This is a genomic window from Embleya sp. NBC_00888, from assembly GCF_045207655.1.
In the GTDB taxonomy this organism is placed as follows: Bacteria; Actinomycetota; Actinomycetes; order Streptomycetales; family Streptomycetaceae; genus Embleya.
Genome location: NZ_CP108784.1, coordinates 1,207,853 through 1,231,294, shown reverse-complemented (window position 1 = coordinate 1,231,294; position 23,442 = coordinate 1,207,853). Strand labels below are relative to the sequence as shown.

The following is a 23,442-nucleotide window of genomic DNA, read 5'->3' as shown; positions in this document are numbered from 1 at the left end:
TCTCCGTCTTTTCTACCCACCGGTAACGGGGTTCGAATACCCGTCCGGCGACAAAGTCGGGACCGGGCCGGGGGCCTTCGCCCGTACCGTGCGCGGGGCGGGCGCCAGGGTGGTGGGACCCGTGCGCTTGGACACCACGCGCACCAGCGGTTCGAACACGGATCCCAGCAGGCGGGAGCCGACGTCGATCGCGGTGGCATCCGCGCCGACGTATACCCGGGCCCGACCCCGCCGCACACCGCGCAGGATGATCCGCGCGGCACGCTGGGCCGAGGTGCGCGACGCCGAGTCGTGCAGTGCCGTGACCTTGTCCCGGTCGTGCGCGCCCGAGGTCCGCGAGTTGCGCACGATGTTCGTCTTTATCCCGCCGGGATGCACGGTGGTCACCGCGACCCCCGAGCCGGAGAGCCGCATCTCCTGGCGGACCGACTCGGTGAACCCGCGCACCGCGTACTTGGCCGCGCAGTACGCGCTCTGCGAGGGGACCCCGAAGAGCCCGAACACCGAGGAGATGTTCACCAGATGCCCCTCGCGCGAGCGACGCAGGTGCGGCAGGAAGGCCTTGGTGCCGTACGCCACGCCCCAGAAGTTGACGCCCATCAGCCATTCGAAGTCGTCCCAGGACATCTCCTCGACGTCCGCGGTCAGCGACACGCCGGCGTTGTTGACCACCAGGTCCACCCCGCCGAATCGCTCGGCGGTCGCGTCCGCCCAGGCCGAGACGGCCGCGCGGTCGGCGACGTCGAGGACCTCGGTGTGGATCTCCCGCGCGCCCATTCGCGCCGCCCGCTCCCGGGTCTCGGCCAGTCCCGCCGCGTCGACGTCGGCCAGCGCGAGTCGCGCGCCGTGCGCCGCCAGCTCGTGCGCGAGAGCCCGTCCGATGCCCGATCCCGCGCCGGTGACCACACACACCCGACCTGTGAATTCCCGGATCACACGCACTCCCTGTCCGTACCGCTCGAACCACCGGAACGTTCGCATCGCCCGAACCAACCGGAACCACCGGCCCGGCCGACCCCGCCTGCCGGGGCCGCCCTGCATCTCATCAGATTCCGGAGCCCGAATAAGTCATACAATCCGATAACTGGCCTACGTGATCCGATCCCACCGTCGGGCCCGGTGCCCCACCGGCGAGAACCGTCGATTGATCCGCCGGAACCGGGTCAGCGACCCCGGCCACAATGCGCTCACCCGGCCGCTGCGCTCGTCCATGTACCAGCTCGTGCAGCCACCGGTGGCCCACACCGTGCGGCGCATGCGCTCGTCGAGCCACGCGTTGTAGGCCTCCTGTGCCCGGGGGAGCACCTCGACGTCGGCGATGCCCTGGTCGTGCATGCGCCGGATCGCGTCCACGGCGTAGCGCACCTGCGCCTCGATCACCACGATCATCGACGAGTGCCCCAGCCCGGTGCCCGGCCCGATCACCAGGAACAGATTGGGGAAGCCGGCCACCATCGCGCCCTGATGGGCCGCCATCCCGTCGCGCCACACCTCGGCGAGCGTGCGCCCGTCGCGCCCGGTCACCACCCGCGCGATCGGCGGCCGGGTGGCCTCGAACCCGGTGCCCAGGACGATCGTGTCGGCCTTGTGCTCGGTCCCGTCGGCGGTGAGCAGCCCGCCGGGGCGCACCTCGGTGATCGGGGCGGTCACCAGCTCGACGTTGGGTCGGGTCAGCGCCGGATAGTAGTCGTTCGACAACAAGACCCGCTTGCACCCGAGCCGGTAGTCCGGGGTCAGCCGGGCGCGCAGCTCCGGATCCGGGACCTGCCGGCGCAGGTGGGCCAGCGCCTGTCTCGTGGCCAGCGCGGTGACCCGGTCGAGTGGTCCCAGGAAGGCGCCGAGCGTGGCCTCGCGCTGCCAGTACAGGCCCTGGCGAACCACCCGTTGCGCGACCGGCAACCGCCGGTACAGGTACCGCTGCCAGTTCGGCAGCGGCCGGTCGTTGCGCGGCATGATCCACGGCGGGGTGCGCTGGTAGAGGTCCAGCCGGTGCACGAGCGGCTGGATCCGCGGGACGAACTGGATCGCGGAGGCGCCGGTGCCCACCACCGCGACGTGTTCGCCGCTCAGATCGTGCTCGTGGTCCCAGCGGGCGGAGTGGAACACGCGTCCGCCGAAGTCCGCCAGACCCGGCAGCGCGGGCATCGCCGGCTCGGTGAGCGGACCGGCTCCGGCGATCACCACGTCGGCGCTGTACGCGCCGCCGGAGGTGGTCAGCCGCCAGCACGCCCGGTCGTGGTCCCACCGCGCGGCGGTCACCTCGTGGCCGAACCGCAGATGCGGCACCAGCCCGAACTCGCGCGCACAGCGGCGCAGATACGCCTGGATCTCGTCGCCCGGCGAGAACGCGTGCGACCAGGTCGGGTTCGGGGCGAACGAGAAGCAGTACAGATTGGACGGCACGTCGCAGGCCGCGCCGGGATACGTGTTGTCCCGCCAGGTGCCGCCGACGTCGTGCGCGCGCTCGAGGATGACGAAGTCCTCGATGCCGGCGTGTCGGCGAAGGCGATGGCCGGCGGCCAGGCCGGAGAAGCCCGCCCCGATCACGGCCACTCGAACGTGTGTGGTGTGCACTGCGGCCTCCGGTGCCGGATGGGGACGCTGTATCTCGAGGCTACTGACAAGTAGCCTCGAGGTGGAAGACCGGCACACCTCTTCCGCGCGCCGTCCTCGCCGTCGCCGCTCCCGCCGCCCGGGCGCTGCGCCGCGCCGCGCTGAACCCCGCCGCCGCCGCGGCTTCGTCGGCGCGCGCGTGCGGGCTCGCGTGGTAGGGAAGGGGAGATCGATCGGGCTCGCGGAACACGTGACGCCCGCGGTGCTGCGACGAGGAGTACGACGATGGCCGGGATTCGCTACCAGGTGGTCCAGGACGGCGACGGGCGACCCACGGACGCGCCCTGTGCGCACCTGGACACGCTGCCGGAGACGGTGGTGCCGGGGTCGACGAAGGGATGCGAGGACTGCCTGCGGAACGGTACCCAGTGGGTGCACCTGCGGGAGTGCCTGACCTGCGGTCACATCGGCTGTTGCGACAGTTCGCCGAACCGGCACGCGACCGCGCACTGGCACGCCGCCGACCATCCGCTGGTGCGCTCGTTCGAGCCCGGCGAGGAGTGGGCGTGGTGCTACGCGGACGAGCTCGTCGCGGTTCCGGTGGACTGAGGCGCCGAGCACGTGCCCGTGTCGGTGCGGCTGCCTAGACTCCGGTACGTGTCGAGACAGCCGGAAGCGGTGGGAGTACCCGATGAGTGATCTCGTGGAAACGGACGGCGCCGACGTCGTGGAGGTGCACTTCGAGCCGTTTCGGGTGGAGCTCACCGGCTACTGCTACCGGATGCTGGGCTCCGTCTTCGAGGCGGAGGACGCGGTCCAGGACACCATGGTGCGGGCCTGGAAGAGCTTCGACCGGTTCGAGGGCCGCTCGTCGATCCGCTCCTGGCTGTACCGGATCGCCACCAACGTGTGTCTGGACAGCCTCAACGGGCGCGAGCGCCGGGCCCGGCCGATGGACCTGTCCTCGCCGGTGCCCGCCTCCTCGGCGCTGACGCCGGCGCGGCCCGAGGCCACCTGGATCGAGCCGATCCCGGACGGCCGGGTCGTGCCGAGCGTGGCCGACCCGGCCGAGTTGGCGGTCGCGCGCGAGAGCGTACGGCTGGCCTTCGTGGCCGCGCTCCAGCACCTGCCGCCGCGCCAGCGCGCGGTGCTGATCCTGCGCGAGGTGCTGGCCTGGAAGGCGAGCGAGGTGGCCGAACTGCTGGGCAGTTCGGTCGCGTCGGTCAACAGCGCGCTCCAGCGCGCCCGGGCCGCGCTCGCGGAGAACGAGGTCACCGCGACCGACCCGGTGCGGCCGATGGACGAGGAGCAGCAGTCGCTGCTCGCTCGCTACGTGGACGCGTTCGAGCGCTACGACCTGGACTCGCTCACCGCACTGCTGCGCGAGGACGCGACCTTGTCGATGCCGCCGTTCGAGCTGTGGCTGCGCGGGCACGCGGACATTCGGGAGTGGTTCCTGGGCACCGGCAGTGGTTGCCGCGGTTCGCGGCTGGTGCCGATCGTGGCGAACGGCACGCCGGGCTTCGGCCAGTACCGTCCCAGTGGTCCCGGCGGCAGCTTCGAGCCGTGGGCGCTGCAGGTGATCGAGATGTCACAGGGGCAGATCATCGGCCTCAACGCGTTCCTCGACGTCCCGCACCTGTTCCCGCTGTTCGGCCTCCCGCCGACACTCGACGCCTAGGAGGCGCCCGCTGCCCGGACCGGTCGGGACGATCTCGTCCAGGCCGGTCAGGGTCAGCAGGTCGCGCAGCTCGCCGCTCGTGCCGTGCAGGCGGATCCGCCGGCCGACGCCGCGCGCGGTGAGCTGGAGCCGGGCCAGCGCCTCGATCGCGGCCAGGTCGGGGTGGATGAGCGCGCTCACGTCGCAGGGGAAGGGGTCGGCCCGGTCCGCGTGCAGGAGCGCGAGCAGGCGTGCGCACAGGCCCGGGACGTCCGTGCGGGTGAGCGGCGCGTACACGGCCAGTACGGCCGGTGGCGGGGTGACTGTTTCGGACGGATCGACCATCGACGACCTCCTGTGACGACGCTGTACCCGGTTATGACCGATCCGGCGGGCAAAACTCATCACCCTCGTGCGCCCGGGGGGTCGTCGAGGTTTCCCGGTGGGGGTGCAAACCGTGGCAAGTCCCTTGTGGAACGGGCTGTTTGGCGTGTCGTAGGCTGACGCGGTACCGAACTTCGAGGGGATGACACGTTGTCCGAGCAGGACTGGGCGCCCATCGGGATCGACGTCAGTCGTCCCCATCCCGCCCGTGTGTACGACTACCACATCGGCGGCAAGACCAACTATCCGGTCGATCGGGCGTTGGCGGAGCGGTTCATCGCGGTCGCCCCGCAGACCTCGATCACCGCGCTGGACAACCGGGCCTTCCTCGCTCGCGCGGTGCGTTGGGCGGCGGAGCAGGGCATCGACCAGTTCCTCGACATCGGGACCGGGATCCCGGCGCCCGGCAACACCCACGAGGTCGCGCAGGAGGTCATCGCGTCGGCCCGGGTCGCCTACGTGGACAACGACCCGATCGTGCTCGCGCACGCCCGCGCGCTGATGCCCGCCACCGATCGGGGTCGGACCACCTTCACCATGGGCGACGTGCGCGAGCCGGAGAAGATCCTGGCCGCCCCCGAGGTGGGCGAGGTGATCGACTTCGATCGCCCGGTGGCGCTGCTGCTGGTGGCGATTCTGCACTACGTCTCGGACGCCGAGGACCCGGCGGGCATCGTGAACCGGCTGCTGGCGGCGGTGCCTTCGGGCAGTGTGCTGATCGCGTCGCACACCACGTCGGACTTCCTGCCGCCGATCGCGGCGGAGCGGGTGCTGGAGATCAACGACGACGCCGAGTTCATGCTGCCGCGCCCGTATGCCGAGATCGCGTCCTTCCTGACCGGGGTGGAACTGGTCGAACCCGGCCTGGTCCAGGCGCCGTTGTGGCACCCGGGGGAGGACGCCGATCTGTCGCCGGAGCGGCTGGCGCAGTCCTGGATCTACACCGCGGTCGGCCGGAAGGTCTGAGCGACATCGCACGCGGCCGAGTTCGCGAGCACGACGCGAGCCCGGCGCCCGACCACCGATGCGGTGGCCGGGCCGGGCTCGACGGGTTCCGGAAGGGTGCGTGCTACGGAAGCGCGCTTTCGACGGCGGCGACCAACGCGCGCATCAGCGGCGTGTCGTCGATCCACGCGACCGCGTCGCCGCGCCGGCGCGGCTCGGCGTCGGCCCGGATCGCCGACGCGTTGCGCTGGAGCCAGGCGGCGGCGTTGGCGCAGTGGTAGGGATGCATGCCGGCGATCTCGAGCACGTCGCCGCCCGCGGTGGTCCAGGTCAGTTCCTCGCGCAACAACCGCGCCCAAGCGCCCTTGCGGTGCGCGCCGCGCGCGATCAGCGCCTGCCGGCCGGCTCGGGTGATGCCCATGTTCCGCCCGCGCAGCGGCACTTCGGCGCCGAGTCGGACCAGTCGCCTGCGCTGGAGGGTGGCCAGCGTGCGCAGCGAGATGCCGGGCGCGCCGTCCCGCACGCCGTCCGGGTGGGTGCGCACGGTCTTGGTGTCGATCCGGGTCAGGGCCCGGCGCACGGTCGCGGGTTTCACGGGGGTCAGCCGGATCATGGTGTTGACAGTGGACATCGAGGGATCCTCCTCTGCGTCGAGCCGCGGCCGACCGACCGCGGTGGCGCTCAACCCATGCGTCAAGCATCCCATCCGGCACTGACACCGGGACCCGTGCGACCTGCGCCTTTGCCGATCAAGTCACTGTATGGGTACGGGAGTTGACGATGGGTCGGATGGTTCGCCGGTGTCGGGTGGGGGAGTTCGCCGTGCGGTGGGCCGCCGGGTGCGCCGGGTGGGATCAGGCGGTCCGCCACACCGGTTCGTCGGAGCCCCAGGGGGTCGGTGGACGGGTCCACGCGGCGGGCAGCCCGGGCAGCTCGAACGGCGGTGCCACGTGAGTGAGTAGGCCCAGGGCCGTGTCGGTGGCGGTCAGGTATGGGGTCGGGTCGAAGGGCTCGGCGACCTCCGGCTCGCCGGGCGCGTAGGCGGCGGTCAGCCAGGTCGCGGTGCGGGCCAACGCGAGGTCGATCCTGCTGCCCCGGTGGTCGGCCATACGCAGCGTCAGGGCGCGCAGGACGGCCGCGGCGAGCAGGTACCCGGTGGCCCGGTCCAGTGCCTGGGTCGGCAGCGCGCCCGGTTCCACCCGCCCGCCCGCCTCGATCCGGGCGATCCCGCACGCGCCTTGGACCAGGCTGTCGAAGCCGCGCCGGTTCGCCCACGGCCCGGGGCCCCACGCGTTGAACGCGACGGTGATCAGCCCGGGCCGGCGGGCGCCGAGCGTGTCGTGGTCCAGGCCCAGGGCGGCCATCGCGTCGCTGCGGTATCCGGTGATCAACACGTCGGCGTCGGCGAGCAGTTCGTCGAAGCGGGCCCGGTCGGCCCGGTCGCGCAGGTCCAGCAGGGTGGAGCGTTTGCCGAACGCGTTGTCCCAGTACTCGCCGGGATTCTCCGGCAAGTGCGGGGAGTCCACGCGCAGGACGTCGGCGCCCAGGTGGGCGAGGGTGCGGGTGCCGGTGGGGCCGGCGAGTACCCGGGTCAGGTCCAGGATCCGCACACCGGCGGCGGGTGCGGCATCGGGTGTGGGGCACCACGGGTCGCCGGCGGCGGTGCGGGTGAGGTCGAGCGGCGGCGAGGCGGCGACACCGGCGCCCTGGGGGTGTGCGGCCCAGGCGTCGCCCTCGCGGACGGCGAAGCCCAACGCGCCGTGCGCGGCGAGTAGTTCCTCGATCTCGGTGCCGGTGAGCCGGGCCAGGGCCTCGATCGCGTCGTCCACCGTCTCGACGCCCAGTGCGGCGAACGCCGCGGCGCGGTGGTGCGGGTAGTTGCCGTGCAGGCGCACCCAGCCGTCGGCGCTGCGGTGGAAGCGGGAGAGCGGATGCATCGACACCAGCGGTTCGCCGGCCAGGCGCAGGTGCCGGTCGCTGCTCATCGCCATGGCCGCGGCCCGGCTGTCCAGCGCCACCGGTGCCGGGACGGATCCGCCGCGGGCGGCGCCGAGTTCGCGGGCGGCGAGCGCGACGGCGCCGATCGTGGCCTGGGCGATCGCGGTCACCGGGAGCGCGGAGGACAGCGTGTGGTCGGGGCCGGTGAAGGCGATGTGCGCGCGGTCGGCGGGGTCGCCGCCGAGGGCGCGCCAGGCTTGGTCGAGGAGCTGCGCGGGGGTGGTACGCATCGAAGCCTCACAGTTCTCGGAACTCCGCAGCCGTCGGGATCACCTGTTCGAGATGGCCCCGAGCGGAAACTATCGGGTCGGCGGTCTCCCAGCGTGCCCGGGTCCGCACCGTGGGCGCCCGGGCAAACGATTGGTCACTCGTTTGTGTAGGGGTTGTGCGGTTTGCCCTGCCGGGCGCGGTCGTGATCGAGACTGAGGCCATGAGGCGCATCTGGGGCGAGGACGGCGGGTCGGGGCTCGGGTCCGACGACGCGCTTCTGAAGGACGCCCGGCTGAGTGTGCGGGCGCGCGGCCTCGCGGTCTATCTGCTGTTGTTGCCGGACGGTGCCCGGCCGGAGCCGCGGGCGCTGGGGTCGCGGCCGGGGGAGAGTCCGGAGTCGATCGCGGGCTATCTCGACGAGTTGGCGGCGGCGGGCTACCTGACTCGGGTCCAGGGTCGCGACGCGCACGGGAATCCGATCGAGGAGGTCCGGTTGGCGGCGAATCCGGGCGAGCACGCGGCCGAGGCGGGGCGGTTGTTCCGGTGGCCCGGGCCGGAGCCGATCGGCGGGTGAGCGCGGGGCTTTCACATGTCCCGCCAGGTGGGGGTTCGGCGTTCGCGGAAGGCGACGGCGGCCTCGGCCATGTTGCCGGTGAAGGTGCCCAGCACCTGGGTGCGGTTCTCCAGTTCGATCTGCTGGCGCAGCGAGGTCGCGCCGATCCCGGACCACAGGCCCTTCTTGGTCATCCATACACCGTATTCGCTGTTGGTGGCGATCGAGCGGGCCAGCTCCAGGGCGGCGGGCAGGTGTTCGCCGGCGGGTACGCGGGCGTTGAGCAGGCCCCAGGAGTACGCCTCGGCGGCGTCGAAGTGGCGTCCGGTGAGCATCAGTTCGGCCGCCCGGGTGGGGCCGACCAGGCGCGGGAGCAGGTAGCTGGTGCCCACGTCGGCGGAGGAGAGGCCGACCTTGATGAACACCGAGCCGAAGCGCGCGCTCTCGTCCGCGACGCGCAGGTCGCAGGCCAGTGCGAGGGCCAGGCCGCCGCCGACGGCCGCGCCGTGTACGGCGGCGATCACCGGCTTCTCGCATTCGTGGACGGCCAGGATCAGTTCGGACAGGTGCTCCTGCGAGCGGTAGACGTGTCCGACCGGGCCGCGGCCCTCGGCGTCCGGCGCGTGGTCGGGGTCGCCGGAGAGGTCGGCGCCGGAGCAGAAGCCGCGTCCCTCGCCGGTCAGCACGATCGCCCGCGGGCCGCGTTCGCGGTGCAGCGTGGCGAAGGCGGCCTTGAGATCGGCCACCATGGTCGCGGAGAGCGCGTTGAGTCGGTCCGGCCGGGCCAGGCGGACGATCGCGACGTGGGGCTCGGGGCGCTCGATGTGCACGTATTTCATGTGACTCAGTCAAACAGATTCGCCGGGTGAAGGAAATGCCGGCGAGGCGCCGCCCCGGGAGAAGTTACCTGCCGGTAGCATCGCGGCCATGACTGAATCGACGACCGACTTCGACGCCGTCGCCGAGGACCTGCGCGCCTCGGTGCCCTTCGTGCGCACGCTGGGCCTGGAGTTCGTGGAACTGGCCGCCGACCGCGCCGTGCTGCGGCTGCCGGACGAGCCCGCGCACCACAACCACATCGGCGGCCCGCACGCGGGCGCGATGTTCACGCTGGCCGAGTCCGCGTCCGGGGCGATCGTGATCGCCGCGTTCGGGGACCGGCTCGCCCGCGCGACGCCGCTCGCGGTGGATGCCGCGATCCGCTACCGCAAGGTCGCGCTCGGCCCGGTGCTGGCCGAGGCCCGATTGACCCGTCCGGCCGCCGAGGTGGTCGCCGAACTCGACGCCGGCAAGCGCCCGGAGTTCGTGGTCGAGATCACCATCCGTGACGAAGCGGGCACCACAACCGCGGAGATGACCGTCACCTGGACACTGCGCCCCAACCGCGCGTGATCGGCGCACACTGGCGCGGGTGACCGGCACACGTTTCCGGTCCCGGCTCCAGGGCAGGCAAGGGCCCGTGCCGGTCGGGAAGGTCCCGATCATGTTTTTGCTTCGGGTTGGTGATGATTTCCTATCCTGCTGGGATGACCGGGCAGATCGTGGTGGGCAAGGTCTCCCGCCGGCTCAAGCTCCGCGACGCGTGGCGGCGGTGGCGGCGCGTGGCGCGGGCCCTGTTGACCGCGTTGGTGGCGTTGTCGATCACCGTGGTCACCGGGCTCGCGGTCGCGCGGGCCACCGTGCTCTCCGCCGACTGGTACGACGGTGTGCTGGAGCGCGAGCACGCCTACGACCGGCTCTACGACGAGGTCCTGGTCGACCCCCGCATGGCGGGAGTCACCAACGACCTGCTGGGCCGGCTGCCGATACCGCCCAACCAGGTCACCGCCAACCTGCGCCTGGTACTGCCGCCGTCCACACTGCGCGGGATGGTGCGCGAGCAGATCGGGCACACCGTCGGCTACCTGCGCGGCGACGAGCGCGAACTGCGGCTGACCGTCGACCTCAAACCGGTGATCAACAACCTCGGCAAGGTCGCCGACGTCTTCGTCGGCGACCTCACCGGCAACGTGCCCCGGGTGACCGAGGACAACGCGCCGGCGCTGGTGGACGGCGTGTCCAAGGCCCTGGACGCGCTCGCCCAGGGTCGCCCGCCCGAGTCGCTGCCGGCGCTGAGCCTGGACCCGGCCGCGGCCCCGGAGGTGGCCGACCTGATCCTGGCCCGGCTGCCGGCGGAGTCCCGCGAGCCGATCCGCGGCCAGGTGGTCGCCTCGCTGCGCGCCGACGACCTCGGCGGGGTACTGGTGGCGATCGTCCCGGTGATCTTCGGCGAGAAGGTTCGCCAGGCCCAGCTCGGACTGACCGGGCTCTCCCACGGCGGCACCTGGGACCTGACCCTGGACCTGCGGGCGAGCCAGGCCAACGAGAGCACCAAGCTGAAACTGGGCCAGCTCGAACAACTGCGCGCGATGACGGTGTTCGGCCTGGGCCGGCTGCTCGCGGTGGCGAGTGTGACCGCGCTGCTGGGCCTGGTGGTGCTGTGGCGCACCGGGTCCGCGCGCGGGGCGGCCCGGCTGCGACTGCCCGCGCTGGCCCTGGCGGGCGGCGGGCTGCTCGCGGGCGTGGGCTGCCTGGTCGCGTGGGGACTGCTGCCGCACGTGGTCTCGGAGAACCGGGACGGCTGGGCGCCCTCGGTGGTCCGGCTCGCCGGCGACCTCCAGGAGGCCGCGGCGCGCGATGTGGTCGGGGTGTGGCTGGCCGCGTCCGCGGTGCCGCTGGTGTTCGGCGGGGTCACCTTCGGCGCGATCGTGCTGTGGGACAAGCACAAGCACCGGCGGGCCGCGCCGGTGCGGCACACCACCCGTCAGGTGCTCACCTCCGGCGCCGCGGTGGTCGCCGCCGGGGCGATCGCGCTGACCATCTTCGTGCCGGTGCCCACCTCCGGTTCCGGCGCCGACGCCAAGCGCTGCAACGGGATGACCGAGTTGTGCAACCGGCGCTACGACCAGGTCGCCTACCTGGCCACACACAACTCGATGTCCTCGACCGCGACCCGCTTCCTCAGCCCGCTCCAGGACGCGGACATCGTCACCCAACTGGACGCGGGCGTGCGCGGCCTGCTGGTGGACTCGTACACGTGGGAGGCCCCCGAGGAGGTGGCCGGCCGGCTCGCCGAGTCGGACCTGGATCCCGAGTCGCGCAAGATCGTCGCCGGCGTGGTCAACGACGTCGCGCCGGCCCGGCCGGGGCTGTGGTTGTGCCACTCGGTGTGCCGGGGCGGCGCGTTGCCGATGGTGGAGACGCTGCGCGCGGTGGGCCAGTGGATGGATCGCAACCCGCACGAGGTGGTCACCCTGATCGTGCAGGACGCGATCACCGCGCAGCAGACCGAGTGGGCGTTCCGCGAGGCCGGCCTGGAGCGCCTGCTGTACACGCCGGCCGCCGACCCGGACGAGCCGTGGCCCACGCTCGGCACGATGATCGAGCACAACCGCCGTCTGGTGGTCTTCGCCGAGCGCGCCGACGGGCCCGTCCCGTGGTACCGCAACTTCTACAAGTACGGGATGGAGACGCCGTACGCGTACACGAGTCCGACCGAGATGACCTGCGCGCCCTATCGCGGCGACGTGGGCAAGCGGCTGTTCCTGCTGAACAACTTCATCACCTCCGCCGGCGGCAGTCGGATCGACGCCGGAGTGGTCAACTCGCGGCCGTTCCTGCTGGATCGGGCCCGCCGCTGCGAACGCGAACGCGGTGCGCAAGTCAACTTCGTCGCGGTCGACTTCGCCACCATCGGCGACGCGAAGGGTGCCGTGGACGTGTTGAACATCACCCGGAAAACACACTGACGGGCCGTCAATTTATCGACAGCGAGGGTCAATAGGACAGTCCGTGGCCGGTTTCGAAGAGCGGCTCCGCGCCCGCGGGCAGGTCGCCGGCAAGCCGGCCGGCGGGCGCGTAGCGGCCGAACACGACGTCCAGCACACCCTCGTCGTCGGCGCCCCTGGTGCCCAGCAACGCGGCGCAATAGCCGACCAGATCGGCCACCGCGGCGGGCCGGTACAGGTCGATCACCGCGACCGTGGGCACCGACGCGGCGATGTCCACGATCCGGTCGAGTTCGGCGTCGCCGTGCTCCTCGGGCAGGCGCAGCAGGGCCACGTCGGCGTCGGCGACGTCGCTCACCACGGTCGCGTACCGGGCCGCGACGCCGGTGTCGACGTGTTCGGTGTACACGCGCAGCGCGTCCCGCAGGGGTAGGGCCGGTCCGCCGCTCGTGCTGATGCGCGAGCTGATGCGGTTCGTGAGCAGCACGACGGCGTGCGGGTCCCGATCCGTCATGGGTGAGCCCTCCTCCTGGCCGCGGCAGGCGCCGCCCTGACCCCGGACCCTACGCGTCGGGGACGACGTCGCGGGCACCAGGTGGCCGGCGTATACCCCCGACCGCCGTGCTCAGCCCGGTGCGTCCAAGGCCGCGGCCGCGGTGCGGGCCAGCGCGATCAGCCGCTCGCGATCGACGGCCGGGATGACGATGTCCACGGAGGTGACCAGGTCGCCGCGCGCCCGGGCGAAGGCGAGGCCGTCGCCGCGCGCGGGATCGCGGTAGATCACCGCGGCGTCGGAGATGCCGGGCAGCGTCTCGCGCGGGCCCGGGCCGGTGGCGGTCGAACGCGCGGTGTCCAGCGGGCCGCCGACCATCGCCTGGGGCAACTGCCCGACGACGACGGTCAGTACCCGCCGGTCGCCGGCGTCGAGGTACTCGCACGAGCGCCCGGCGTCCGCCGACCGGGTGTGCACGGGGCCGATCGCGAGCACCTCCTGGACCCGGGTGGTCGAGAGCAGCTCGCAGCCGTCGGCGGGTGGTGCGTCGGCGGCGGGCGGGGAGGGGGTGGGCCGAGGCGGCGCGCCCGCTCTGTCGCCGGCCGCCGCGGTGGACACCGCCACGTGCCGCGGCGGCGTGTCCGGATCGTTGCAGCCGCCGAGCAGGCACGCCAGACCCACCACCCCCACCAGGGTGGTGGCGGGCCCGACGCGCCCGGTCACAGCCGGCCGATCATCGTCCGGGCGATATTGGCGAGGGTGTCGGGCGAGACGTCCTTGTCGCTGCGGTCGATGTAGATGTCCGCGTCCAGGTAGGTGTCTCCGACGAGCTTCGTCCAGACCACCCCGTTGGAGGTCGAGTCGTGGTAGGTGAAGGCCGCGTCGCCGACCCCGGGCAGCGCGGTGGGGTTGTCCCCCGAGTCGATGGTTCCCTTGGCGGCCTGCTCGGCGGTGCTGTACTTGGGATCGCTCTTGGACATCATCACCGTCATCATCGACAGGCCCCGGGCGTCCCGGTAGTCGCAGAACGAGCTGCTCGAACTCTTGAGCTTCTCGTCCACCTCCGCCTTGACCACCGGCAGGCCGAGCAGCGTGGCCACCTCGGCCGCGGTGAAGAAGCGACAGGGATCGTTGATGTAGGCCGCGGTCGATCCGGTCGCGGGCGCCGAGGTACCGGTCGAGGAGGTGCTCGGCGAGGCGGTGGCCGACGCCGACGTCCCGCCGGTGGGCGGCGCGGTGGTGCGGCGCGGCGGCGGGGTGGTGGCGGCCGAGCTCGTCGGTCGGCCGGTGGGCTCGCTCGTCGGCTTGTCGTTGCCGCTCTCCAGGGCGCGAACGGTGTCCAGCGGCGACCTGTCGTTGTTGCCGCAACCGGCGACCGTGGTGCCGACGGCCAACGCGACGAGCACCGCCGCCACGCCCGTGCGGACATTCGTGGTGCGCACTTTGCTGTTCCCCCCGGTGTTCGAAGTGCAGTCGTCCATGAGATGAACCTAGGGCCCAGCGCGTTCCCGAACGAGTGGTACCTCCCTTGGAAGTCGAGGGGGATTCGAGGGCGCGATAATGCGCCCATGACTTCCGCACCACATTCGACCACCCACTCGGGGGCTCGCGCGGTCACGCAGGCCGTGATCCTCGCCGGCGGGCAGGGTTCACGGCTGCGCCCCTATACCGACGATCGACCCAAGCCGATGGTGGAGATCCCCGGCACCGGCACCCCGATCATCGGACACCAACTGCGCTGGCTGGCCGCGGAGGGCGTGCGCGACGTCGTGGTCTCCTGCGGGCACCTCGCCGAGGTGCTCCAGGACTGGCTCAAGAGTGCCGATCTCCCGGTGCGCGTGGAGACCGTGGTGGAGACCGAACCGCTGGGCCGGGGCGGCGGGTTGAAGTTCGCCGCCGCCGCGCTGCCGCGTCCGGACGAGCCCTGGTACGCCACCAACGGCGACATCTGGACCCGGTTCTCGCTCACCGAGATGGCCGCCTTCCACCACGAGCGCACCGCGCTGGCCACGCTCGCGCTGGCCCGACCCCGGATTCCCTGGGGGGTGGTGGAGACCGACAAGTACGGCCATGTCCTGGACTTCATCGAGGCGCCGCCCTCGCCGTACCTGATCAACGCCGGCGTGTACGTGTTCGCGCCCGAGTTCACCGCGCTGCTGCCGGACGTCGGCGACCACGAGCGCACCACCTTCCCCGGGCTCGCCCGGGCCCAGCGGCTGGCCGGCTTCCCGATCCCGCAGGGTGCCTACTGGCGGGCGATCGACACCGCCAAGGACCTGTCCGAGGCGGCCCGGGAGCTGCGCGCGGACGGCTGAGCGAGGTTTCGCCTCGGCGCGCGGCGGCACACCGTCCCCGGTCGCCGAACGGGTCGCAACGAATCCGCCCCCAGCCGCTCGGCGGCTGGGGGCGGATCGTTCTCCCGGGTGGTGCCGGCTTCCTTCGTCGATGGGCGAGTCGTTCGGGGTCTTGCGCGCGCTTCCCGTGACCCCCGCGGCCACGGGTTCGAGCGGACGGGCTACTCGCTGTCGGTGGCCGCGGTCAGGACGAGATGCCCGCGCGGGCACCGGGGTTGGCGGTGTCGCGCACCACCCGCAGACCGTCCAGCAGCCCGGCGAGCTGACCGTCGGTCAGCGGGTCGATCAGCCAGGTCTGGAGCAGGTCGACGTGGCCGGGCAGGACACCGCCTATCCGGTCCGCGCCGTCGCGGGTGAGCACCGCGAACAGCGCGCGGCGGTCGGTGGGGCAGTTCTCTCGGGCGACCAGCCCTTCCTTCTCCAGGCGGTCCACCACGCGGGTCACCCCGGAGGTGGACAGCGACGTCTGCGCCGCGAGATCGCTCATCCGCAGGCGTTGCTCGGCCGAGCGGGACAACCGGACCAGCACGTTGAAGTCCACCGTGGACAGGCCGTGCTCGGCCAACTGCGGGCTGAGCCGGTCCATCAGGCCGGTGTAGACCTCCACGAGCAGTCCCATGGCGGTGATGCGTGGATCGTCGAAGGGAGTGGTAGTCGATGGGGCGGGGGATGCGGCTCTCGGGGGAGTGTGCATGTCCCTATCATAGCAAGTAGTTGACATGCGGAATATCTACGAGCAAGATATTGCTGAGGTCGATATCCGCAAGGCAACGACATCTCTCCCGAGGAGTGCGACATGACCGCCACCACCCCCCGCCGCGACTGGGAAGGGCTCACGATCCCGACGGCCGGCACCTACGCGCTCGATGTGGCCCACACTCGCGTCGGGTTCACGGCGCGGCACTTGATGGTGAGCAAGGTGCGTGGCCAGTTCACCGACTTCACCGGTGCGATCACCGTCGCCGAGGAGCCGATGGACTCCACCGTCGAGGCGACGATCTCCACCGCGAGCATGACCACCGGTCAGCCGGACCGCGACGCCCACCTGGCCAGTGCGGACTTCATGGAGGTGGAGAAGTATCCGCAGATGACCTTCCGTACGCTGCGCCTGAGCGGCCACGGCGGCAACGGGTTCACCCTGGCCGGCGAACTGAGCATCAAGGGCATCGCCCGCGAGGTCGAGCTCGCGGTCGAGCTGGAGGGCCTCGCGACCAGCCCGTGGGGGCAGGAGGTGCTCGCGTTCACCGCGACCACCGAGATCAACCGCGAGGACTACGGGATGACCTGGAACCAGGCGCTGGAGAGCGGCGGCGTGCTGGTCTCGAAGAAGGTCAGGATCGAGATCGAGGGCGAGGCCATCCGCCAGGACGGCTGATCGGCGCCGACGGTTCGTGGGCGAGAGCGAAGGGCCGGGCGTGACGCGCCCGGCCCCTTCGGCATGCCCTTTTCTCGGTGCGCTGCCCGTTTCCGATGCGCGGGCTCTTCGGTGTGCGGCCCCTCCGGTGCGACGGGCGCGAGCGCGGAGGCGGTCGGCCCGTCGTGCTCAGCGCGTCGCCAGAAAGGCGTCCACCTGCTCGTGGATGTAGGCCACGTCCTCGGCGTCCATGCGGTGGTTCATCGGTACGATCAGCGCGTGCTCCATCACCCGGTCGGCATTGGGGTAGCCGCCCGGGTCGGCGCGGTGCGCGATGTCCTTGAAGCCGGGCTGGCGCAGGATGTTGCCCGACCACACGGTCCGCGTGGACACCCCGCGCTCCTCCAGCCACGCCTGCATCTCGCCGCGCGTGAACGGCAGCCCCTCGTTCAGCAGGATGGGGAAGTTGAGCCACCCCGTCTCCAGGCCCTCGGTCTGGCGCGGTGCGGTGAACTCCGCGCGCGCGTCGAAGTACGCGTGATGCGCGGCGAAGTGCTCCCGGCGGGTGGCCAGGAACCGGGGCAGCTTGGCGAGTTGGGCCAGCCCGAAGGCGGCGCCCAGCTCCGAGGGCTCGAAGTTCCAGCCGATCTCGTCGAAGATGAACAGGTTGTCGTACAACACGCCGTCGATCTCCTCGAAGAAGTCGCGGTTGCCCCGCTTGGAGCCGAAGAGCTGCAGCTCGCTGCGTCGGCCCCAGCGCCGCAACATCAGACCGCGGTCGCGCAGGTCCTCGTCGTCGGTGAGCACCATGCCGCCGTTGCCCGCGCAGGTGATGATGTGCGACATCGCGAAGCTGGTCACCGAGATGTCCGCGCGGGTGCCCGTCGGCGTCCCGCGCAGGGTCGCCCCGAGCGCGTCGCAGGAGTCCTCGATCACCTTGAGGCCGTGCCGGTCCGCGATTGCCCGGATCACGTCCCAGTCCGGCGCGTTGCCCGCGAGGTTGGGGGTCAGGATCGCCCTGGTGCGCGGGCCGATCAGGGCCTCGATCCGGGTCGGGTCGATCTGGTAGGTGTCCGGCTCGACATCGGCGAGCACGGGCACCAGACCGGCCTTGACCATCGGTGCGATGTCCGTGGAGAAGGTCAGCGTGGAGGTGATGATCTCGTCTCCGGGGGACAGCCGCAGCAGTTCGATCGCGAGATACAGCGCGGAGGAACCCGAGTTGCACATCAGGCCGTTGCGCTTGCCGAACAGTTCGGCGACGCGCGTCTCCAGTTCCGCGACGTTGCGTCCGATGCCCATCGCCGAGGGCGGCCCGTTCAGCACCGCCAGCATCGCGTCGATCTCGCTCTGGTCGTGCACGCTGCCGGCGTACGGGATCTTGCGCATGAGTGCCTACCCTCGTGGTGGTGTCGGATCGCAGCACGGCTGACGAGGCGTCAGCTGACGATGTGTCATGGCTATCATGGCTATGATGGGTGAACAAGACGACGGGAGCTGAGCGTGCGCTACACCACCGTGGGCAAGTCGGGTCTGAAGGTCTCCGCGATCGGCCTCGGCTGCAACAACTTCGGGATGCGGATCGACCAGGACGGTGCCGACAAGGTGGTCGGCGCCGCGCTCGACGCCGGGGTGACCCTGTTCGACACCGCCGACATGTACGGCGGCGGGAAATCCGAGGTGCTGCTCGGCAAGGCACTCGGGAGCCGCCGCGAGGACGTGGTCGTGGCCACCAAGTTCGGCGCGAAGGTGGCCGAGGGCCCGTACGGCCGCGGGTCCTCGCGCCGGCACATCGTGCGGAGCTGCGAGAACAGCCTTCGGCGCCTGGGCACCGACCACATCGACCTGTACTACCAGCACTACGCCGACCCGGAGACCCCGATCGAGGAGACGCTCAGCGCGCTCGACGACCTGGTCCGGGCGGGCAAGGTGCGCTACGCGGGCACCTCCAACCTCGCCGCGTGGCAACTCGCCGACGCCGCACACCTCGCCGGCTCCACGCGCTTCGTGGCCGCGCAGATCGAGTGGAGCCTGCTGGAGCGCACCGTCGAGCGGGACATGGTGCCCGCGGCCCGACACTTCGGTGTCGGCGTCATCCCGTACTTCCCGCTCGCGTCCGGCCTGCTCAGCGGCAAGTACCGGCGCGGCGAGGAGTTCCCGCAGGACAGCCGGTTCGCGGCCATCCCGCGCTTCGCGCAGGCCGTGGCCACCGACGACAACTTCGCGATCGTCGAGCGGCTCACCGCCTATGCCGAGAGCCAGGGCCTGACCCTGCTCGCCCTCGCGCTGTCCTGGTTGGCCGCGCAACCCGAGGTGGCGTCGGTACTGGTCGGCGCGACCCGTCCCGAGCAGGTCGCGGCCAACGCGGCCGCGATCGTGGACCTCACCGCGATCCAGGTCGCCGAGATCGCCGAACTCGCCGCGGCGGTACCGGCGTGAACCCGGCGGCGCAGCCGGTCCGATCCGGCACCGAGCGATCCCTGCGCAACGCCGGCATCGCGGACGAACTCGCCCGCCGGCTGCGCCGCCGGATCCTGGACGGTCCGCTGCGGGACGGCGACATGCTGCCCAAACAGGACGACCTGATCGCCGAGTTCGGCGTCGGCCGCACCACGCTGCGCCAGGCGTTCCGGATCCTGGAGACCGAGGGCCTGATCACGGTCAAGCGCGGCAACACCGGCGGCGCGGTGGTGCACGTCCCGCAACCGGCGGACGCGGCGCACATGTTCGGCATGGTCATGCACGCGCGCCAGGTCCGCCTGGACGACCTCGCGCAGGCGCTGCGCCGGCTGGAACCGGTCTGCGCGGCGTTGTGCGCGGCGCGCCCGGACCGGGCCACCGAGGTGCTGCCGTGGTTGCGCGAGGTGCACGCGCGGATGGAGCGCGCGGTCGAGGACGGACCGGCCTACATCCGCGCCGGTCGCGACTTCCACGAGGCCCTGGTGCTGCTGTGCGGCAACGAGACGATGAAGATCCTGCTCGGCGCGGTCGAGGTGTTGTGGGCGCAACAGGAACGCGAATGGGCCCAGGAGGCTTTGGCCGACACGGGCGAACGCGTCCGCCGCGCCGGCCTGCGTGACCACGAGCGCCTGATCGCCCTGATCGAGGCCGGCGACGAATCCGAGGTCTACCGCGAATCGGTACGCCACCTCGAAGCCGCCCAGGACTACCCCTTGCGCGGCAGGGGAGGCGCCCCCATCACCTCCCCCTGACCCCAACCTCGAACGCCGCCCGGCCACCCCCACCCCGGCCGGCCGGCGTCCACCCCCGCCCAACCGCAGCCCGCCCGCGCGACCAAGCCCCATTCAGCCCGGCCGGCGCCTGGGGCCAAGGACCCGCAGCCCGTCCCGGCGGCCTGCCTCAAATCCCAGCCCGGCCGGCGTTCGAGGCCAACCGGCCGCGGGCTGGACCGTGGAGCCCGACCACAGCCGCCCGGGCGACCAAGCCCCATTCAGCCCGGCCGGCGTCTGGGGCCAAGGACCCGCAGCCCGTCCCGGTGACGGGTCTCAAATCCCAGCCCGGCCGGCGTTTGAGGCCAAGGACCCGCAGCCCGTCCGGGCGGCCGGCCTCAAGTCCCAGCCCGGCCGGCGTTTGAGGCCAACCGGCCGCAACGCGGCCAGGTGCAGCGCCATGCGGCGACGAGCACAGCACCCCTCAGCGCCCCCGCCACGCGGCAGAGAGCACGTCCCCGTTGAACCGCCCGATGACCCCCAGCGGAATGCCCTTCGGGCACACCGCGGTGCACTCGCCGGTGTTGGTGCAACCACCGAAGTCCGCGTCGTCGTGAGCGTGGATCATCGCCTCGACGCGCGTGTCCTGCTCCACCGCACCCTGCGGCAGCAAACCCAGGTGGGTGGCCTTAGCGGCGGTGAACAACATCGCCGACCCGTTCGGACACGCCGCCACGCACGCGCCGCAGCCGATGCAGGTCGCGGCCTCGAACGCGGCGTCCGCGTCGGCCTTGGGGATCGGCGTCGCGTGCGCCTCGGGGGCCGAGCCGGTGGGCGCGGTGACGTACCCGCCGGCCTCGATGATCCGGTCCAGGCCGGAGCGATCCACCACCAGGTCCTTGACCACCGGGAAGGCCGCGGCGCGCCACGGCTCGACGTCGATGGTCTGCCCGTCGCGGAAGTGCCGCAGGTGGAGCTGGCAGGTCGTGGTGGCCTTCTGCGGCCCGTGCGGCACCCCGTCGATGACCAGGCTGCACGCGCCGCAGATGCCCTCGCGGCAGTCGTGGTCGAAGGCGACGGGCTCGTCGCCGCGCTCGGTGAGCCGCTCGTTGAGCACGTCCAGCAGTTCCAGGAACGACATGTCGGCCGACGCGTCCGGCACGTCGTAGGCGACCATGCCGCCCCGATCCGCCGGGCCCTTCTGCCGCCAGATGCGCAGGGTGAGCTTCATGCGTAATTCCTCGTGGCCAGGGTGACGTTGTCGAAGGTGAGCCGTTCGCGGTGCAGTACGGGCGGGCCGTCCGTGTACTCCCACGCGGCGACGTAGGCGAACGCCTCGTCGTCCCGGGCGGCCTCGCCGCCCGTGCTCTGGTGTTCGGCGCGGAAGTGGCCGCCGCAGGACTCCTCGCGGTGCAGCGCGTCCAGGCACATCAGCTCGGCGAGTTCGAGGAAATCGGCGACCCGACCGGCCTTCTCCAGCGACTGGTTCAGCCCCGCGCCGGTGCCCGGTACGCGCAGCCGCGACCAGAACTGCTCGCGCAACCGCGGGATCCGCGCCAGCGCCTCGCGCAGCCCGGCCGCGTCGCGCTCCATGCCGCACTTCTCCCACATCAGCAGACCCAGCTCGCGGTGGAAGTGGTCGGCGGACAGGTCGCCGTCGATCGCGAGCAGGCGCTTGACCCGATCCTGGACGCCCTGTTCGGTGGCCACCACCTCCGGATCGTCCGCGTCCACCGGCCCGAACGGCCCGGCCGCCAGATAGTGGGTGAGCGTGGTCGGCAGCACGAAGTAGCCGTCGGCCAGACCCTGCATGAGTGCCGAGGCGCCCAGCCGGTTCGCGCCGTGGTCGGAGAAGTTCGCCTCGCCGATCACGAACAGGCCCGGGACGGTGGACTGGAGGTCGTAGTCGACCCACAGCCCGCCCATCGTGTAGTGCACCGCCGGGTAGATCCGCATCGGCACGGCGTACGGGTCCTCGCCGGTGATCCGCTCGTACATCGCGAAGAGGTTGCCGTACTTCTCCTCGACGGCCGGCGCGCCCAGCCGCTCGATCGCGTCCGCGAAGTCGAGGTAGACGCCGAGCCCGCCGGGTCCCACGCCGCGTCCCTCGTCGCAGACCCGCTTGGCCGCGCGCGAGGCGATGTCGCGCGGGACCAGGTTGCCGAAGGCCGGGTACATCCGCTCCAGGAAGTAGTCCCGCTCCGCCGCCGGGATGTCGCCGGGCGCGCGGGTGTCCCCGCCGGTGGTGGGCACCCACACCCGGCCGTCGTTGCGCAGCGACTCGCTCATCAGGGTGAGCTTGGACTGGTGCTCGCCGGAGACCGGGACGCAGGTCGGGTGGATCTGGGTGAAGCACGGGTTGGCGAACAGCGCGCCGCGCCGGTGCGCGCGCCAGACCGCGCTCGCGTTGCAGCCCATCGCGTTCGTGGACAGGAAGTAGGCGTTGCCGTAGCCGCCGGTGGCCAGTACGACCGCCTCGGCCAGGTGCGTGGTGACCTCGCCGGTGACCAGGTCGCGTACCACCACGCCGCGGGCCCGGCCGTCCACCACGACCAGGTCGAGCATCTCGGTGCGCGCGTGCACGGTGACGTTGCCGGCCGCGACCTGGCGCGACATCGCCTGGTAGGCGCCGAGCAGGAGCTGCTGGCCGGTCTGGCCCCGCGCGTAGAACGTCCGGGAGACCTGCGCGCCACCGAACGAGCGGGTGTCGAGCAGGCCCCCGTAGTCGCGGGCGAACGGCACGCCCTGCGCGACGCACTGGTCGATGATCCGGGTGCTCACCTCGGCCAGTCGGTGCACGTTGGACTCGCGGGCGCGGAAGTCGCCGCCCTTGATGGTGTCCTTGAACAGTCGGGCCACGCTGTCCCCGTCGCCGCGGTAGTTCTTGGCGGCGTTGATGCCGCCCTGCGCGGCGATGCTGTGCGCGCGGCGCGGCGAGTCCTGGTAGCAGAACGAGGTGACGGGGTGGCCCAGTTCGGCCAGCGTGGCGGCGGCGGAGGCGCCCGCGAGGCCGGTGCCGACGACGATGACCGGGAGTCGGCGCCGGTTGGCCGGGTTGATCAACCCGGCGGCCAGTCGGCGCTGTTCCCAGCGCTCGGCCAGTTCGCCGTCCGGGGCCGCGTGATCGGCGATCTCGGCGCCGACGGTGTAGTGCGCGTACTCGGTGTGCCCGGGTTGCCCGGTGTCCTCGCCGGATGCGAGGTGTCCGGTGTCTCGGGTTGCCTCGGTGTGTCGGTCCATCACGTTCACCCCACGATTCCGACGGTCACGGCGAACGGCACGGAGAGGAATCCGACCGTCATGAACACGGCGTATCCGGTCGCGATCCGACCCATCAGCCGCTCGGTGCCCGGGCGTTGCCGGCCGAGCGAGCGGGTCATGCTCCACACGCCGTGACGCAGGTGGAAGCCGACCGCCACGACCGCGACCGTGTAGATCGCGGTGATGTACCAGTGCTCGAAGTCGGCGGTGACGTTGGTGTACGGCTTGCCCGAGGCGCCGACCGGATTGGCCACCCCGACGGTGAGGTCGAGCAGGTGGTAGACCACGAACAGGGCGATGATCACACCGCCCCAGCGCATCGTGCGCGCGGCGTACGAGCCCTGGACCGGCGGGCGGTGCACGTACTTGACCGGCCGCGCCCGGCGCGCGCGTCGGGTGAGCAGGATCGCCATCGCCATGTGCACGAGCACGGCCGCGGTCAGGCCCACCCGGATGATCCACAGGGTGCCCTCGTGCGGGACCAGCGGCTCGCCGATGGTGCGCAGCCAGTGTGCGTAGTGGTCGAAGCTCGACTCGCCGAAGAAGATCTTCAGATTGCCCAACATGTGGACGGTCAGATAGGCAAGGAGCACGGCACCGCTGAGCGCCATCGCGACTTTCATCATGACGGTCGAGCGGTGCGACGCTCCCTGCCTGCGCTGCCCGGCGGAACCGGGCGCGCGGGTCAGGGTCGCCATGGGTTCGACGGTAGGCGGACCAAGGTCATGCCGTCCAAGATC

General features: G+C 71.7%; 24 protein-coding genes. 10 read left to right on the top strand and 14 right to left on the bottom strand.

Going from position 1 to position 23,442, the window contains the following annotated elements; genetic code table 11:
• Positions 1–12: 12 nt before the first annotated feature.
• Positions 13–936, bottom strand: a complete 924-nt coding sequence (locus OG948_RS04805; RefSeq protein ID WP_406294094.1) for an SDR family NAD(P)-dependent oxidoreductase — start codon at positions 934–936, stop codon at positions 13–15.
• Between the two features lie 153 nt (positions 937–1,089).
• A complete protein-coding gene (locus OG948_RS04800; protein ID WP_406294092.1) occupies positions 1,090–2,574 on the bottom strand; it encodes a flavin-containing monooxygenase in 1,485 nt (494 codons plus the stop codon).
• A gap of 264 nt (positions 2,575–2,838) precedes the next feature.
• Between OG948_RS04800 and OG948_RS04795 the strand changes: the two genes are divergently transcribed.
• The gene (locus OG948_RS04795) at positions 2,839–3,162 is read left to right on the top strand and encodes a ubiquitin carboxyl-terminal hydrolase 14 (protein ID WP_406294091.1); all 324 of its coding nucleotides are present in this window, start codon (positions 2,839–2,841) and stop codon (positions 3,160–3,162) included.
• An 82-nt stretch (positions 3,163–3,244) separates the two neighbouring features.
• Positions 3,245–4,234 (top strand): sigma-70 family RNA polymerase sigma factor, encoded by a 990-nt coding sequence (locus OG948_RS04790; RefSeq protein ID WP_406294089.1) that lies wholly within the window; start codon positions 3,245–3,247, stop codon positions 4,232–4,234.
• On the opposite strand, the gene OG948_RS04785 is transcribed toward OG948_RS04790, so the two are convergent.
• On the bottom strand, positions 4,145–4,558 hold the full coding sequence (locus OG948_RS04785) for an STAS domain-containing protein (protein ID WP_406294087.1): 414 nt from the start codon (positions 4,556–4,558) through the stop codon (positions 4,145–4,147). The two genes, OG948_RS04790 and OG948_RS04785, sit on opposite strands and share 90 nt — an antisense overlap.
• Positions 4,559–4,747: 189 nt before the next feature.
• Here OG948_RS04785 and OG948_RS04780 point away from each other — a divergent pair, with 189 nt between their 5' ends.
• A complete protein-coding gene (locus OG948_RS04780) occupies positions 4,748–5,563 on the top strand; it encodes an SAM-dependent methyltransferase (protein WP_406294085.1) in 816 nt (271 codons plus the stop codon).
• Between the two features lie 103 nt (positions 5,564–5,666).
• Here the strand turns inward: OG948_RS04780 and OG948_RS04775 are convergent, their stop codons facing one another.
• Positions 5,667–6,173, bottom strand: coding sequence for a hypothetical protein (locus OG948_RS04775; protein WP_406294083.1), 507 nt, complete (start codon positions 6,171–6,173; stop codon positions 5,667–5,669).
• 223 nt (positions 6,174–6,396) lie between these two features.
• Complete coding sequence (locus OG948_RS04770) at positions 6,397–7,770, bottom strand: CoA transferase (RefSeq protein ID WP_406294081.1); 1,374 nt, start codon at positions 7,768–7,770, stop codon at positions 6,397–6,399.
• Between the two features lie 200 nt (positions 7,771–7,970).
• Here OG948_RS04770 and OG948_RS04765 point away from each other — a divergent pair, with 200 nt between their 5' ends.
• Positions 7,971–8,324: a hypothetical protein gene (locus OG948_RS04765; protein WP_406294079.1), complete on the top strand. Its 354-nt coding sequence runs from the start codon at positions 7,971–7,973 to the stop codon at positions 8,322–8,324.
• An 11-nt stretch (positions 8,325–8,335) separates the two neighbouring features.
• On the opposite strand, the gene OG948_RS04760 is transcribed toward OG948_RS04765, so the two are convergent.
• A complete protein-coding gene (locus tag OG948_RS04760) occupies positions 8,336–9,142 on the bottom strand; it encodes an enoyl-CoA hydratase/isomerase family protein (protein WP_406294078.1) in 807 nt (268 codons plus the stop codon).
• Positions 9,143–9,230: 88 nt separating this feature from the next.
• Between OG948_RS04760 and OG948_RS04755 the strand changes: the two genes are divergently transcribed.
• Together OG948_RS04755 and OG948_RS04750 are read left to right on the top strand one after the other, a co-directional pair.
• Positions 9,231–9,695 (top strand): DUF4442 domain-containing protein, encoded by a 465-nt coding sequence (locus tag OG948_RS04755; protein ID WP_406294076.1) that lies wholly within the window; start codon positions 9,231–9,233, stop codon positions 9,693–9,695.
• 134 nt (positions 9,696–9,829) lie between these two features.
• The gene (locus OG948_RS04750) at positions 9,830–12,091 is read left to right on the top strand and encodes a hypothetical protein (protein ID WP_406294075.1); all 2,262 of its coding nucleotides are present in this window, start codon (positions 9,830–9,832) and stop codon (positions 12,089–12,091) included.
• Between the two features lie 28 nt (positions 12,092–12,119).
• Here the strand turns inward: OG948_RS04750 and OG948_RS04745 are convergent, their stop codons facing one another.
• From OG948_RS04745 to OG948_RS04735, 3 genes are all read right to left on the bottom strand, one after another.
• Entirely contained in the window at positions 12,120–12,584 is a 465-nt protein-coding gene (locus OG948_RS04745) for a hypothetical protein (protein WP_406294073.1), read from the bottom strand.
• 111 nt (positions 12,585–12,695) lie between these two features.
• Complete coding sequence (locus tag OG948_RS04740) at positions 12,696–13,286, bottom strand: hypothetical protein (RefSeq protein WP_406294071.1); 591 nt, start codon at positions 13,284–13,286, stop codon at positions 12,696–12,698.
• Complete coding sequence (locus OG948_RS04735) at positions 13,283–14,005, bottom strand: hypothetical protein (RefSeq protein ID WP_406294069.1); 723 nt, start codon at positions 14,003–14,005, stop codon at positions 13,283–13,285. The genes OG948_RS04740 and OG948_RS04735 overlap by 4 nt, the downstream gene beginning before the upstream one ends.
• 126 nt (positions 14,006–14,131) lie before the next feature.
• Here OG948_RS04735 and OG948_RS04730 point away from each other — a divergent pair, with 126 nt between their 5' ends.
• Positions 14,132–14,878, top strand: a complete 747-nt coding sequence (locus OG948_RS04730) for an NDP-sugar synthase (protein WP_395874234.1) — start codon at positions 14,132–14,134, stop codon at positions 14,876–14,878.
• 223 nt (positions 14,879–15,101) lie between these two features.
• On the opposite strand, the gene OG948_RS04725 is transcribed toward OG948_RS04730, so the two are convergent.
• Positions 15,102–15,536: a MarR family winged helix-turn-helix transcriptional regulator gene (locus tag OG948_RS04725; RefSeq protein ID WP_395874232.1), complete on the bottom strand. Its 435-nt coding sequence runs from the start codon at positions 15,534–15,536 to the stop codon at positions 15,102–15,104.
• Positions 15,537–15,713: 177 nt separating this feature from the next.
• On the opposite strand from OG948_RS04725, the gene OG948_RS04720 reads away from it, so the two are divergent.
• On the top strand, positions 15,714–16,292 hold the full coding sequence (locus OG948_RS04720; RefSeq protein WP_406294067.1) for a YceI family protein: 579 nt from the start codon (positions 15,714–15,716) through the stop codon (positions 16,290–16,292).
• Positions 16,293–16,460: 168 nt separating this feature from the next.
• Here the strand turns inward: OG948_RS04720 and OG948_RS04715 are convergent, their stop codons facing one another.
• Entirely contained in the window at positions 16,461–17,660 is a 1,200-nt protein-coding gene (locus tag OG948_RS04715) for a DegT/DnrJ/EryC1/StrS family aminotransferase (RefSeq protein ID WP_395874228.1), read from the bottom strand.
• Between the two features lie 114 nt (positions 17,661–17,774).
• On the opposite strand from OG948_RS04715, the gene OG948_RS04710 reads away from it, so the two are divergent.
• On the top strand, positions 17,775–18,710 hold the full coding sequence (locus OG948_RS04710) for an aldo/keto reductase (protein ID WP_406294065.1): 936 nt from the start codon (positions 17,775–17,777) through the stop codon (positions 18,708–18,710).
• Entirely contained in the window at positions 18,707–19,483 is a 777-nt protein-coding gene (locus OG948_RS04705) for a FadR/GntR family transcriptional regulator (protein WP_406294063.1), read from the top strand. The genes OG948_RS04710 and OG948_RS04705 overlap by 4 nt, the downstream gene beginning before the upstream one ends.
• A 442-nt stretch (positions 19,484–19,925) precedes the next feature.
• Here OG948_RS04705 and OG948_RS04700 read toward each other — a convergent pair whose 3' ends face one another.
• From OG948_RS04700 to OG948_RS04690, 3 genes are read right to left on the bottom strand one after another with little or no spacing between them, the layout of a single operon-like run.
• Positions 19,926–20,672, bottom strand: coding sequence for a succinate dehydrogenase/fumarate reductase iron-sulfur subunit (locus OG948_RS04700; RefSeq protein ID WP_395868427.1), 747 nt, complete (start codon positions 20,670–20,672; stop codon positions 19,926–19,928).
• On the bottom strand, positions 20,669–22,681 hold the full coding sequence (locus tag OG948_RS04695; protein ID WP_406294061.1) for a fumarate reductase/succinate dehydrogenase flavoprotein subunit: 2,013 nt from the start codon (positions 22,679–22,681) through the stop codon (positions 20,669–20,671). The genes OG948_RS04700 and OG948_RS04695 overlap by 4 nt, the downstream gene beginning before the upstream one ends.
• Positions 22,682–22,686: 5 nt before the next feature.
• Positions 22,687–23,400, bottom strand: a complete 714-nt coding sequence (locus OG948_RS04690; protein ID WP_406294059.1) for a succinate dehydrogenase cytochrome b subunit — start codon at positions 23,398–23,400, stop codon at positions 22,687–22,689.
• Positions 23,401–23,442: the final 42 nt, after the last annotated feature.

What these genes read in the sequence shown, in the direction of transcription:
- OG948_RS04720 (WP_406294067.1), top strand. Translation starts at nt 15,714, where the DNA reads ATGACCGCCACCACCCCCCGCCGCGACTGGGAAGGGCTCACGATCCCG.
- OG948_RS04785 (WP_406294087.1), bottom strand. Translation starts at nt 4,558, where the DNA reads ATGGTCGATCCGTCCGAAACAGTCACCCCGCCACCGGCCGTACTGGCC.
- OG948_RS04765 (WP_406294079.1), top strand. Translation starts at nt 7,971, where the DNA reads ATGAGGCGCATCTGGGGCGAGGACGGCGGGTCGGGGCTCGGGTCCGAC.
- OG948_RS04730 (WP_395874234.1), top strand. Translation starts at nt 14,132, where the DNA reads ATGACTTCCGCACCACATTCGACCACCCACTCGGGGGCTCGCGCGGTC.
- OG948_RS04690 (WP_406294059.1), bottom strand. Translation starts at nt 23,400, where the DNA reads ATGGCGACCCTGACCCGCGCGCCCGGTTCCGCCGGGCAGCGCAGGCAG.
- OG948_RS04775 (WP_406294083.1), bottom strand. Translation starts at nt 6,173, where the DNA reads ATGTCCACTGTCAACACCATGATCCGGCTGACCCCCGTGAAACCCGCG.
- OG948_RS04750 (WP_406294075.1), top strand. Translation starts at nt 9,830, where the DNA reads ATGACCGGGCAGATCGTGGTGGGCAAGGTCTCCCGCCGGCTCAAGCTC.
- OG948_RS04755 (WP_406294076.1), top strand. Translation starts at nt 9,231, where the DNA reads ATGACTGAATCGACGACCGACTTCGACGCCGTCGCCGAGGACCTGCGC.
- OG948_RS04795 (WP_406294091.1), top strand. Translation starts at nt 2,839, where the DNA reads ATGGCCGGGATTCGCTACCAGGTGGTCCAGGACGGCGACGGGCGACCC.
- OG948_RS04715 (WP_395874228.1), bottom strand. Translation starts at nt 17,660, where the DNA reads ATGCGCAAGATCCCGTACGCCGGCAGCGTGCACGACCAGAGCGAGATC.
- OG948_RS04770 (WP_406294081.1), bottom strand. Translation starts at nt 7,770, where the DNA reads ATGCGTACCACCCCCGCGCAGCTCCTCGACCAAGCCTGGCGCGCCCTC.
- OG948_RS04695 (WP_406294061.1), bottom strand. Translation starts at nt 22,681, where the DNA reads ATGGACCGACACACCGAGGCAACCCGAGACACCGGACACCTCGCATCC.
- OG948_RS04790 (WP_406294089.1), top strand. Translation starts at nt 3,245, where the DNA reads ATGAGTGATCTCGTGGAAACGGACGGCGCCGACGTCGTGGAGGTGCAC.
- OG948_RS04725 (WP_395874232.1), bottom strand. Translation starts at nt 15,536, where the DNA reads ATGGGACTGCTCGTGGAGGTCTACACCGGCCTGATGGACCGGCTCAGC.
- OG948_RS04700 (WP_395868427.1), bottom strand. Translation starts at nt 20,672, where the DNA reads ATGAAGCTCACCCTGCGCATCTGGCGGCAGAAGGGCCCGGCGGATCGG.
- OG948_RS04745 (WP_406294073.1), bottom strand. Translation starts at nt 12,584, where the DNA reads ATGACGGATCGGGACCCGCACGCCGTCGTGCTGCTCACGAACCGCATC.
- OG948_RS04760 (WP_406294078.1), bottom strand. Translation starts at nt 9,142, where the DNA reads ATGAAATACGTGCACATCGAGCGCCCCGAGCCCCACGTCGCGATCGTC.